The 10,852-nt window shown below is 30.7% G+C and carries 8 protein-coding genes; 3 read left to right on the top strand and 5 right to left on the bottom strand.

Annotated elements, in window-relative coordinates:
- Positions 1-36 precede the first annotated feature (36 nt).
- Together ABY863_RS05285 and ABY863_RS05290 are read left to right on the top strand one after the other, a co-directional pair.
- Positions 37-2,244, top strand: a complete 2,208-nt coding sequence (locus ABY863_RS05285) for a TonB-dependent receptor domain-containing protein (protein WP_372793224.1) — start codon at positions 37-39, stop codon at positions 2,242-2,244.
- 106 nt (positions 2,245-2,350) lie between these two features.
- Entirely contained in the window at positions 2,351-3,568 is a 1,218-nt protein-coding gene (locus ABY863_RS05290; protein ID WP_372793225.1) for a uracil-xanthine permease family protein, read from the top strand.
- A gap of 87 nt (positions 3,569-3,655) precedes the next feature.
- Here the strand turns inward: ABY863_RS05290 and ABY863_RS05295 are convergent, their stop codons facing one another.
- The 5 genes from ABY863_RS05295 to ABY863_RS05315 all read right to left on the bottom strand — a co-directional run bounded on the left by ABY863_RS05295 (position 3,656) and on the right by ABY863_RS05315 (position 9,624).
- On the bottom strand, positions 3,656-4,951 hold the full coding sequence (locus ABY863_RS05295; protein ID WP_372793226.1) for an NCS2 family permease: 1,296 nt from the start codon (positions 4,949-4,951) through the stop codon (positions 3,656-3,658).
- Positions 4,952-4,961: 10 nt separating this feature from the next.
- Complete coding sequence (locus ABY863_RS05300; RefSeq protein ID WP_372793227.1) at positions 4,962-5,612, bottom strand: DUF5020 family protein; 651 nt, start codon at positions 5,610-5,612, stop codon at positions 4,962-4,964.
- Between the two features lie 338 nt (positions 5,613-5,950).
- Entirely contained in the window at positions 5,951-7,849 is a 1,899-nt protein-coding gene (locus ABY863_RS05305; protein WP_372793228.1) for a pyruvate carboxylase subunit B, read from the bottom strand.
- A gap of 24 nt (positions 7,850-7,873) precedes the next feature.
- Complete coding sequence (locus ABY863_RS05310) at positions 7,874-8,056, bottom strand: hypothetical protein (protein WP_372793229.1); 183 nt, start codon at positions 8,054-8,056, stop codon at positions 7,874-7,876.
- An 11-nt stretch (positions 8,057-8,067) separates the two neighbouring features.
- Positions 8,068-9,624 (bottom strand): acyl-CoA carboxylase subunit beta, encoded by a 1,557-nt coding sequence (locus ABY863_RS05315; RefSeq protein WP_372793230.1) that lies wholly within the window; start codon positions 9,622-9,624, stop codon positions 8,068-8,070.
- 742 nt (positions 9,625-10,366) lie between these two features.
- Between ABY863_RS05315 and ABY863_RS05320 the strand changes: the two genes are divergently transcribed.
- Positions 10,367-10,852, top strand: a 486-nt coding sequence (locus ABY863_RS05320; RefSeq protein WP_372793231.1) for an NAD(P)H-dependent oxidoreductase subunit E, incomplete at its 3' end; no start/stop codon positions are given.

A 10,852-nucleotide genomic window follows, 5' to 3' on the forward strand; every position in this document is an offset into this window, starting at 1 on the left:
TTCAGAATTAAATCGTCAATAATAAAAATAGTTAAAATGAAAACATATCTATCAATCCTATTTATAGGATTATCATTATTTGCCAATGCTCAAAATAAAATAGTTGGAAAAATAACAGACACTAAAAATAATCCATTATTTGGAGTTGAAGTTTACATTGAAGATCTTCAAAAAGGAACTTCAACAAATGAAGAAGGAATTTACCAACTACAAAATTTACCAAATACACCGATTAAAATTATTGTGTCTTTTATTGGGTATGTAACTGAAACAAAAATTATGAACCTTCAAAATAATGAAACAACTCTAGATTTTAGTTTAGATGAAGCTGTTTTTAAAATGGATGAAATAATTGTTTCTACTGCATTCAATAAATTACAATCACAAAACGTAATGAAAGTTGATCATGAAAGCATCAAATCATTACAACAAAAAGGAACCTCAACTTTAATTGAAGGTTTAGCAACAATTCCCGGTGTTTCACAAGTTTCAACGGGAACTTCAATTGGAAAACCTGTAATTAGGGGATTAAGTGGCAATCGTGTTCTAGTATATTCACAGGGTGTTCGTATTGAGAATCAACAATTTGGAGATGAACATGGTTTAGGTTTAAATGATGCTGGAGTAGAAAGTGTAGAAGTTATAAAAGGACCCGCTTCATTACTTTATGGTTCAGATGCTTTAGGTGGAGTTTTATATTTCAATCCGGAAAAATTTGCAACAGCCAATACTTTGTCCTCCAATTTTGAACAAAAATTATTTTCAAATACCTTGGGAAGCAATTCTTCATTAAGCCTAAAAACTTCTTCTGAAAATTGGAAATTTATAGGTAGAGGAAGTTATAATACACATTCCGATTATAAAGTTTCAAACGGAGATAGAGTCACAAATACACGTTATAACGAAACCGATTTTAAAGCAGGAATTGGGTATCAAAATTCTAAAATTTCAAGTGTTTTAAGATATAACTATAATAAATTAGATTTAGGAATTCCTGAAGAAGGGGTTGCCAAACAAACTAAAAGCAAAAAAACCACCTATCCAAAACAAGGTGTTTTTAATAATTTATTAAGTTTAAACAACGTTTTATTTTTTCAAAATACTAAATTAGATGTAGATCTTGGTTATATTGCTAATGACAGAAGTGAATTTGTAGATAGTAAAATTGCTGTTTTACATATGAAATTAAATACCTTTAATTACAATGCTAAATTTCATCTTCCAAAATTTGGTAAAATAGAATCCATTGTTGGAATTCAAGGAATGCATCAAACCAATAAAAATTTTGGTGAAGAATATTTAATTCCGAATGCTGTAACAAATGATATTGGTGTTTTTGGAACTGGTAATTATGAATGGAAAACGAATGTACTTCAAGCAGGATTACGCTTTGATAATAGAACTATTTCAACAGACCAATATGGAATTTCAGGTGAAGAAGGTTCTTTTGAAGCTATAGACAAAGCATACAATAGTTTTAATGCGTCTTTAGGTTATAAAACCAGTATAAGTGACGATTTAATTTTACGCATGAATTTTGCTTCAGGATTTAGAGCACCAAATTTGGCAGAGCTAAGCTCTAACGGGGTTCATGAAGGAACCAATAGATATGAAATTGGAAACAGCAATTTAAAAACGGAACAAAATGTTCAAACAGATTTAAATATAGAATACAACACAAATCATTTCGAATTTTTTATAAATGGTTTTTACAATCATATAAACAATTATATTTATACATCGCCAACTGGCGAAATACTAAATAATAATGAAGTTTATAGCTATATTCAAAATAACGCAAAATTATATGGTGGTGAAATTGGTGTACATTTTCATCCACATCCATTAGATTGGTTGCATTTGGAAAGTAGTTTTGAAACTGTTACCGGAGAAAAACAAAATGGTGATTATTTACCTTTAATTCCTGCTAATAACTGGAACAATACGATTAGAACGGAGTTTGATATCCAAAATTGGCTAACTAATGGTTTTGCATCATTAAATCTTTCCTGTACATTTAATCAAAATAATGTAAGCGGATTTGAAACTTCTTCGGCTGGTTATTCTTTAGTGAATATTGGTTTTGGAGGAACTATTAAAATTGGAAAAACTATTTTTAATATCAATTTAAATGCTAACAACATATTTGACAAAAGTTACATTTCACATTTATCTCGTTTGAAAGCAGATGAGATTAATAATATTGGAAGAAATATTATTACTAGTATTAAATTTGACATTTAAGTTTCATAGAATCATTCTAAATTTTAATTTATAAAACAATCTTAGGCTTTCATTTAAGATTGTTTTGTTTTTATTGTTAAATTAGCTCGATCAAAAAAAACAACCAATGAAATCTTCACAAAATCAAACTTTTACAGATACCTCAAATCCAATAAAACGTATTGTTATTGGTGTACAATTTTTGTTTGTTGCTTTTGGAGCAACAGTATTAGTACCGCTTTTAATAGATATTGACCCTGCAGTTGCACTCTTTACTGCTGGGGTTGGTACCTTAATTTTTCATTTTATAACCAAGGGAAAAGTACCTGTTTTTTTAGGTAGTAGTTTTGCTTTTATTGCTCCAATTATTGCAGCAACTAAAATTTATGGTTACCCGGGAACATTAGGAGGAATTATAGCCGTTGGATTAGTATATGGAATAGTATCTGCTATAATAAAACTATGGGGATTGAGAGTTATTGAAAAAATATTCCCCGCAGTTGTAGTGGGTCCTGTAATTATGATTATTGGGCTTTCCCTAGCTACTGTTGGAGTTGATATGGCTAAATCTAATTGGCCAATAGCTGTAATTGTTTTAGCAACAGCTATAATTATTGTTACTTTTACAAAGGGTTTAATAAAACTGATTCCCATTTTTATTGGAATTATTGTTGGCTACATAATTTCAATTATTTCTGGATTGGTAGATTTTTCTTCAGTGAATGAAGCTGCATGGTTTGCATTGCCAAAATTTACAGCACCAGAATTTAATTGGGGAGCTATTTTATATATGATTCCTGTAGCAATTGCTCCTATTATAGAACATATTGGAGATATGTATGCCATTAGTGGTGTTGCTGATAAACAGTTTGTAAAAGATCCTGGGCTACACAGAACAATTTTAGGAGATGGTATTGCTACTGCTTTTGCTGGTTTTATGGGTGGACCACCAAACACAACTTATTCTGAAGTAACAGGTGCTGTGGCTTTAACTAAAATTACTGACCCAAGAATATTGCGAATAGCTGCAGTAACTGCAATTGTATTTTCATTAGTTGGTAAAATTAGTGCAATATTAAAAACTATTCCTGCTTCTGTATTAGGTGGAATTATGTTATTGCTTTTCGGAATGATTGCCAGCATTGGTATTAAAACATTAATTGACGCAAAAACTGACTTTTCTATAACAAGAAACCAAGTAATTGTTTCAATTATTTTGACAATTGGTATTGGAGGAGCTCAAATTAGTTACGGAAACTTTTCGCTAGCTGGTATTGGTTTAGCTTCAGTTATTGGTGTGATATTAAACTTATTGTTACCTAAACAAAAGGAATTAAAAGACTAAATTACATAATAAACAAGCTCAATCGACAACATAAAAAAAACCTTCTTGAATTATCAAGAAGGTTTTTATTATTTAATAATACTCAATTTAAACATAAAATTTTATAACAAATAATATAGCTATTATGAGCATAATAGGTTTTATCTCTTTGTATTTTCCTGTCAATAATTTTAATAAAACGTATGATAACATCCCAAAAACAATTCCTTCGGCAATACTATAAGTTAGTGGCATCATTATAATTGTAAAAAATGCTGGAATAGCTTCAGTAAAATCATCCAAATCAATTTTCATAATAGGAGAAATCATAAATAAACCAACAATTATTAATGCTGGAGCAGTAGCCGCAGCAGGAATAATCATAAATACTGGAGCAAAAAACAATGCTAAAACAAACATTCCAGCAACAGTTAAAGCTGTCATACCTGTTTTCCCACCTTCTGCTACACCCGCAGCACTTTCAACATAGGTTGTAACCGTTGAAGTTCCTATAATAGCACCCACAAAAGTACCAATTGCATCTGCAAATAGTGCCTGTTTTACTCTTGGAACATTCCCATCTTTATCTAACATTCCTGCTTTTGAAGACACACCTACTAAAGTTCCAACTGTATCAAACATATCAACAAATAAAAATGTAAATAATACAATCAACATATCCAAACTAAGTACCTGAGAAAAATCAAATTTAAAAAATATTGGTTCTAATGATGGTGGTAAACTTACGAAAGTGAAATTTTCAGGAAGCACAGTAACACCAAATATTAAACCAATAATTGTTGAAACCAAAATACCAATTAAGATTGCTCCTTTAACTTTTTTGGTTAATAATACTCCAATAATTAAAACACCTGCCATACCAACTAATACTTCTGGGTTTTTCATACTTCCCAAACTTACTAAAGTGGCTGGATTGTCAACTATTAAACCCGTTCCTTTTAAGCCAATAAATGCAATAAACAGACCAATACCGACAGATACGGCATGTTTTAAATTTAATGGAATAGAGTTTACAATAAGTTCACGAATATTAAAAGCTGTTAATAAAATAAATATAATACCTTCTAAAAAAACTGCTGTTAAAGCAAATTCCCATGAATATCCCATTCCTAAAACAACGGTAAAAGCAAAAAATGCATTTAACCCCATTCCAGGAGCCAACGCAAATGGTAATTTAGCATACAAGGCCATTACCAATGTAGCTATTATGGCAGATAAAGCAGTTGCTGTAAATACAGCATCCTTATCCATACCTGCTGCACTTAAAATACTTGGATTTACGGCTAAAATATAAACCATAGTCATAAACGTAGTAATTCCAGCAACAATTTCAGTTCTTAAGGTTGATTTATTTTCTGTAATTTTAAAATATTTGTCTAACATAATTTATTTTTTAAATGTTCCACTTTATAGCTAATGTAGGTCTTCCTTTAATTGCATCACTTCCTCCTGCGAAATTTGAAGAAATTTCTAATTCTCCACCAACAGAAAAAGTTTTATTTAAATGGTACCATAATTGTGGTTCCGCTAGAAATACATTTATATCTGAATATCCAAATACAAAATCTCCTTTTTCAGACCAATAATCTGCAAAACCTGAAAAGGTTAATTTATCCGCTATTAAATTCACGTACCAAGTACCAGTAACTTGAAAGTTACCTTCACCTGCTCCAGTAAATGCTTTGTAACCTGCATAGGTTGAAAAACCCCATTTGGCATTTCCTTTGCTATAGTTAGCCCCAAAAATCCAAGCTTCTGGAATAGTAAATCCGTTAGTATGTCCTGCATTATATTCAACATGTAAACCAACTGGCATTTTTTCTGTTTTTAAAACACGAGCAATTTCAAAATAAGCTTGTCCTGTTCCAACAGTTGCATTGTAATCAAAATCAATAAATGTAAATGTGTTACCGTATTTATCCATTTTAAACATTTCAAATGTTGTTGTAAAGTGCTCTCTTTCTAAATCTCGGTGTAATTGAAAGTTTTGTGCAGTAACTGATACTGTCACTAAAAGTGTGATAAGGGTGATTAGTTTTTTCATTGTGTTGGTTTGTTAATTGTTATAGAAAAATTAAGCAACAAAAATACTATAATAAGCACTATCTCCTCCTATAACAAAAATTCAATTATTAACAGGTAATTAACTATTTATAATGAAAATAAATAACAAATAATATAAATAAGAAAAACATCATCTTTATAAATTGAAGTTTCACCAATAAATATCTAAAAAATTTGTTTTTCAATAAAGTGAAACTACAATTACAAACTAGATCTACAATTTTTAATAGACCCCATAAGATAAAACAAAAAAGGTACTTGAATTTTTAAATTTCAAGTACCTTAATTTCACTAATTCAAAATATTATTTAATCTCGTTTATTCAATTAAAAAGAGAACATCTCCTTTAGAAACAGTATCTCCAGATTCAAATTTAATTCCAGAAAGAACTCCATCTTTATTAGCTTGAAAATTATTCATCATTTTCATAGCCTCAAGAACTAAAATAATTTCTCCTTCAACAACACTGTCACCATTTTGTTTCATAAAGTTTACAATCATTCCTGGTATAGGTGCTAAAACAGCTCCTTCAACATTATTTTCTTTGCCTTCTTTTTTCTTTTTCTTTTTAGTGCTACGCCCCATTCCTTTTCCCATAGGAATAGCTACATTAAACCTTTCACCATCTACTATAACTTCCATTTCTTGCATTTGACCATCATATGCAGCACCTCCAACTTTTAATTCTCCAGATAAAGCTTTAGCAATTAATTCTAGTTCTTTATCAACCTCTTCCATTGTTTTAGCCTTCACATCAGCAGGAACTTCTTCCATACCATATTTCCATTTCAAGAATCTTTTACCTGTTACAGGATACAATGCACATAATACTTCATCATCGGCATCTTGAGTAAGATCTTTAAACTTTTCTCTTACAGCATCCATTTCAGGTTCTAATATTGAACCCGGACGACCTGTAATTGGCTCTTCTCCACGTGGATAACCTTTCAACGCTTTCTTCTGTACTTCAGAATTAATAGGTTCAGTTGTTTTTCCATATAACCCATAACAAAGATCTTTTACTTCTTCAGTAATATTAGCATACTCACCTTCATAAGAATCAAACAATACGTTATTTACTGTTTGTACACCAACAATTTGAGAAGTAGGCGTTACCAATGGAATGTTACCTAAATCTTTACGCACTTTTGGTAACATACGGAATACATCTTCCAATTTATCCAAGGCATCCATTGCTTTTAACTGGTTAACTAAGTTAGAAAGCATTCCTCCTGGAGTTTGGTGAAGCAATACATTAATATCAGTAGTAGCATACTTTGGGTTATTATCTAAATGCTTATACTTAGGAATATATTTCTCCATTTCATCAGAAATAGCTGTAATTTTCTTGATATCCATACCTGTATCACGGTTAGTTCCTAACAATGACATAATAAGAGGTTCAACAGCTGCATGAGAAGTACGGTAAGCATAAGGACCAATACAAGTGTCAACAATATCAATACCAGCTTCTATTGCTTTAAAAATAGCTAAATCACCCATACCCGAAGTAAAGTGAGTATGTAGGTTCAATGGAATATCAGTTATTTTCTTGATCTCACGAACCATATTATAAATATCATATGGTGCTATTAAACCCGCCATATCTTTAATACAGATAGAATCTACACCAAATGCAACAAGTTCTTTTACTTTATTAAGATAGTAGTCCATATTATACACATCACCACCCAAACGAGGTTGATTTAAAGTATAGCATACTACTCCCTGAAAATGCTTGTCATTATCTTTAATAACTTGAGCAGCAGTTTCAAAGTTTCTATAATCATTCAAAGCATCAAAACAACGGAAAATATCCATTCCATTATCAACAGAACGTTGTACAAATGCTTTTACAACATCATCAGCATAGTTACGGTAACCAACAACATTCTGTCCACGAAGTAACATTGAAAATGGTGTTTTTGGCATTACTTTTTTCAAAGTTCTTAAACGCTCCCAAGGGTCTTCAGCTAAAAATCTATGCATCGTATCAAACGTTGCCCCACCCCATGTTTCAACAGCATTATAGCCAGCATCATCAATCATTTCAGCAACTGGTAACATATCTTCTGTACGTCCACGCGTTGCAAATAAAGATTGGTGACCATCACGTAAGCTAACGTCATTAATTTTAATTGGGTTCGCTGCTTTTGGTCTATTTGTATTATAATCTAGTTGGGTCATTTCTAAAACCCCGTGTTTATCAAATATCATTTTTGTTAATTTTAATAATTTATATTAAAAAGATCTAGTACCAGGTGCTTTTCCTTTTCTTTGTAAAAGTTCTCTCCCACTTACAATTCTGCTAATCCCCATTTTCCCCCAAATATCATTTGGCGATTCGGAAGTAATATTTTCCATTTGAGTGTAACAACTAACAGCTATTACTGCGGCTCTTCTCCTTTTCTGTGTTAAAGTCATATTAAATATAATTATTGTGGAATATTTCCGTGTTTTTTTGCTGGTAGCATTTCTGATTTTGAAGATAATGCTTCTAAAGCTGTTATTAATCTTTCTCTAGTTTCACTTGGTAATATTACTTCATCTATATAACCTCTTTCAGCAGCCAAATAAGGAACACTAAATGCAGTTTCATAAACTTCAATCTTTTCTTGAGTTTTAGCAGCTTTATCTTCAGCTTCATTAATTTCTTTTCTGTAACTTGAAATCACTTCTACAGCTCCTTTAGCTCCCATCACAGCAATTTCAGCAGTTGGCCATGCAAAAACCATATCAGCTCCTAAATGTTTTGAACTCATTGCTAAATAAGCTCCTCCATAATCCTTTCTAACTACAACTGTTAATTTAGGTACAGTAGCTTCCGAAAAACTCCATAAAAGTTTAGCTCCGTGTCTAATAATTCCACCCCATTCTTGTTGTACTCCTGGTAAATATCCTGGTACATCTACAAATGTGATAATTGGAATATTAAACGCATCACAGGTTCTCATAAACCTACTTATTTTATCTGATGCATCAATATCTAAACAACCAGCTAACATCATTGGCTGATTCGCTATAATACCAACCGATCTATTATTTAATCTACCAAAACCTACAATACAGTTTTCGGCAAAATGTTCATGAACTTCATAAAAATCTCCATTATCTAAAACCTCTTCTATAATAACCTTCATATCATAAGGCACTTTAGAATCATCTGGAATAAAAGTATCTAATGAGTCACAAGATCTTTTTGGGTCATCACCAGCTTCTAAAATTGGTGCATTTTCCATATTATTATTTGGAAGAAAATCTAGTAATTCTCTTATTTGCTCAATACAATCTTCATCATTTTCACAAGCAAAATGTGAATTACCACTTTTTGAGCTATGCACCATTGCACCTCCTAATTCTTCAAAAGTAGTTTCTTCACCAGTTACCGTTTTTATTACATACGGACTTGTAATAAACATATGGCTCGTTTTTTTCACCATAAATACAAAATCAGTCATTGCTGGAGAATATACTGCTCCACCAGCACAAGGACCCATAATTGCTGAAATTTGTGGAATTACACCTGATGCTCTTGAATTTCTGAAGAAAATATCTCCGTATCCTTTTAAAGCATCAACTCCTTCTTCAACTCTAGCTCCACCAGAATCATTTAGTCCCACAATTGGAGAACCAGCTTTCATTGCCAAGTCCATAATTTTACAAATTTTAGCAGCATTCATTTCTCCTAATGAACCTCCTACAGAGGTAAAATCTTGAGAATATGCAAATACAGATCTTCCATTTATTAATCCATATCCAACAATAACACCATCCGATTCAATTTCAACACTTGCCATGTTAAAATTAGTAGACCTGTGTTTCACAAATGCATCAATTTCATGAAAACTCTCTTCATCAAACAAAAGATTCAAACGCTCTCGAGCTGTCAACTTACCTTTTGCATGTTGTTTCTCAATTCTATCTTCACCACCCATTTGAGCTACTTTTTCACGTTTAGCTTTTAAAAAGGCTATTTTTTCAACAACTGTCATAGTATATATTTTTACCTAAATTTTAATTATTTACCTTGGTATTTCTGTGTAACAAATTTAACAATTGTATTCCAAAAAAAAGCTTATAAAGATCATTCTTTTTTATTGTAATTTTATTTTTTACCCAATAAAATTTAAAGAAATATTAAGTATTTGCTAAAAAATATTGTTATATTAGATATTATTTTAATAATAATTAAATATTATGCTTATTTTTTGATTATTTGACAAAAATTAATTTTTTGTTAAATAATTTAATTTTACGAAAAACTGACGCTTATTTCAACTAAATAAGGTAATCATTTTTTTAAAAAAAAGGCGTTTTACAACGTTTTCGAAGCATTAAAAAAACTCTTTTTTTGTTGCTTCAAAAACATATTAATTAAAAAGATAAAACGATATATTTTGGACAAAAAAGGCGTTTAATCCTATAAAAACTTCAAATTAAGGATAAAGTTAGCTTCCTAAAATCGTTATTTCTTCCTAAAACCTTCGCAATTCAAACTTCTTATTGATAAATTTTAAGAAAATTATTATTTAAATACCTCATTTCTAAATATTGATAAAACAACAACACTTCAATCACTTCAACACATTCTTTACCAATGAAATATGATCTTTTATGAATAATCATTTAAAAATTGCAACTTCTCATGAACTATTTATAATTATTCATTATCTTCTGGTATTCAGCTGTTTATATTGTAACTTTAAGAGTGAATTCAAATAAACTAAATAAATTATGAATCGTACTGATCTATTAACACATCTTTGGGAGTTTCAAAATAAATTTGGCTTTCTTTCAGATATCGCTGTTGCAGAAATTGCACAAGAATTAAAGGTTTCAAAAATAGAAATTGAGGGCGTTATTTCATTCTATCACTTCTTTCATAGGCAACCTACTGGAAAATACATTATTTATTTAAACAATAGTATTGTTTCTGAATTTAAAGGATTTCAACATATAAAAGCTGCTTTTGAAAAAGAAACAGGTAGTACTTTTGGAGAATACACTCAAAATTCAGAATTCTCTCTTTTTGAGACTCCATGCATAGGACTCAGTGATCAGGAACCAGCCGCTCTTATCAATTTTAACCCATTTACTAATTTAACCGTAAAAAAGGTTAAAACAATTGTTCAACAATTAAAAAATGGTATCGATTTGAAATCGATAGCAAGTAATCCAACAAGTAAAATTCAATATATTCCTTCTGAAGATAAAACCATC

Origin of the sequence: Lutibacter sp. (assembly GCF_041562875.1) — a bacterium.
Lineage (GTDB): Bacteria > Bacteroidota > Bacteroidia > Flavobacteriales > Flavobacteriaceae > Lutibacter.

What these genes read in the sequence shown, in the direction of transcription:
- ABY863_RS05285 (WP_372793224.1), top strand. Translation starts at nt 37, where the DNA reads ATGAAAACATATCTATCAATCCTATTTATAGGATTATCATTATTTGCC.
- ABY863_RS05290 (WP_372793225.1), top strand. Translation starts at nt 2,351, where the DNA reads ATGAAATCTTCACAAAATCAAACTTTTACAGATACCTCAAATCCAATA.
- ABY863_RS05295 (WP_372793226.1), bottom strand. Translation starts at nt 4,951, where the DNA reads ATGTTAGACAAATATTTTAAAATTACAGAAAATAAATCAACCTTAAGA.
- ABY863_RS05300 (WP_372793227.1), bottom strand. Translation starts at nt 5,612, where the DNA reads ATGAAAAAACTAATCACCCTTATCACACTTTTAGTGACAGTATCAGTT.
- ABY863_RS05305 (WP_372793228.1), bottom strand. Translation starts at nt 7,849, where the DNA reads ATGATATTTGATAAACACGGGGTTTTAGAAATGACCCAACTAGATTAT.
- ABY863_RS05310 (WP_372793229.1), bottom strand. Translation starts at nt 8,056, where the DNA reads ATGACTTTAACACAGAAAAGGAGAAGAGCCGCAGTAATAGCTGTTAGT.
- ABY863_RS05315 (WP_372793230.1), bottom strand. Translation starts at nt 9,624, where the DNA reads ATGACAGTTGTTGAAAAAATAGCCTTTTTAAAAGCTAAACGTGAAAAA.